This window comes from Pseudomonas sp. P5_A2_2 (genome assembly GCF_054177685.1).
This window is the reverse complement of record NZ_JBGCUL010001036.1, coordinates 1-1518: the sequence shown is the minus strand read 5'-3', so window position 1 is coordinate 1518 and position 1518 is coordinate 1. Positions and strand designations below refer to the sequence as shown.

Annotated in this window: 2 protein-coding genes; both read right to left on the bottom strand. The window is 59.4% G+C overall.

Translation table 11 applies throughout. The features are described from left to right. Positions 1 to 69 precede the first annotated feature (69 nt). Positions 70 to 867: a hypothetical protein gene (locus ACXRVY_RS28545; RefSeq protein WP_457265773.1), complete on the bottom strand. Its 798-nt coding sequence runs from the start codon at positions 865 to 867 to the stop codon at positions 70 to 72. Next, positions 854 to 1518, bottom strand: a 665-nt coding sequence (locus ACXRVY_RS28540) for a phage replication protein (RefSeq protein WP_458238897.1), incomplete at its 5' end; no start/stop codon positions are given. The genes ACXRVY_RS28540 and ACXRVY_RS28545, both read right to left, overlap by 14 nt.

Here is a 1518-nt window from a genome sequence, read left to right as displayed (position 1 = left end):
GGAACATGGTGTTCAGCTTCGTGATGGCCTCGGTGAGCTTGGCCTGGCTGTTGACGCTGATCTTGTCAGTCATTGCGTCGCCCTCTTCGCTTCCAGCTCCTGAGCCTGCTGAATCAGCAGTGCCCGGCGATCCGCCAACTCGTTCGCCGCTTCAATCCTCATTTCAGTTTTCCTCTCGGCACTGACCTTCCGCATTTCCAGCATCGACGTCTTCACCAGCTGGAGCTTTTCGCGAATCGCCGGGGCCGGCCGGGTGACTGCGCTGGTGAGCAAGCCAGCCAGGGCGCGACCGTCCTCGGTGATCGGCTCAACGCTCAGATCGGCCAAGTACTTCTGCCCGTGTTCCCGCGGGATACGTTGCATTTGCACCGCCTTGGTGACGGCTTGGATACGACGGTTGGCGTCGAACCCGACAGAGACGTGCCAGTTGACCTGTCTCGCATCCTCTCGGGCCTGGCCTACGAACCGCTCGTAAGCGCTGATGAATGCCATGCGAGCGCCGACCTTGTCGCCGGCGTCGAGAACCGGTTTTGCAGCGGCCAGAGCCAGTTGGATTTCGTCGGTCAGTACCACGGTCTCGAATTCATCGTTGGTGGTCATCGCGATCGCCCAAGCTTCATCCTTGCCCGGGCGGCCATCGGCAGCCTGAACGCGCTGCAGAATGTCCGCCATGGTCAGCTTGCCTTTTACTTCGAAGCGGCAGGCCTTCAGCGCAGCGCGGATGTCCGATACGGGATAGGCGCACAGGTCTTCAGCCATGATTGCCGCCGTACCGGGGCTCATCTCCTGGCCCATGGCTTCGGCTGTTGCGATGATCGCAGCGGACAGACCAGCAACTTGGGCGTCGTTCATTTCAGAGGTATTCATTGCGCTCTCCCGACTGACGTCTGGTCAGAACCAATTGAGCGGCTTGCTCAGCGGCGGAAAGGTTCGCTTCGGTGCGTTCCATCTGGCGTGCAGTGGCGCCGTTGATCCGCTGACCGGTCACCCACTGGGTGTGGTAACTCTCGGCGTTCGCCAGCAATTCGTTGAGGCTGTGGCATTTGCGTAGAACTGCGGCATCGCTGGTTTTCAGGAAATGGGCTGCGACGTGGTGGGCGACGTCGGTACCGAGGCGGTCGACCAGTTGTCCGAGTTGGCCACCGACCTTGGCGTTCCACACCGGCCAAGTGCTGTAGCGCTTGCGGTAGGCCATGGCGTAATTCGCCCAGACCTTGAAGGTTTTGCAGGACTGGTCTTTGGGGCCCGGCATGTCGGCTGGAATATCAACCCGTGGAACGTCGGTGCGATCAACCACCAGCACCAAGTTGCGGGCCGGCTTGTCCGGGCCGTCCTGCAAGTCCTGACTGGTATCCTGATTGGTACCCTGATGATTGGTATCCTGATTTGTCGGAGATTTTTCCGACCCTGGCTCGGATTTTTCTCCGACCTTGATCGGATTTTTTTCCGAGGTAGATCGGATTTTTTTCCGACCTTTGTTCTGTGGTGGGGTCGGATATTTTTCCGACCCATCAAGCT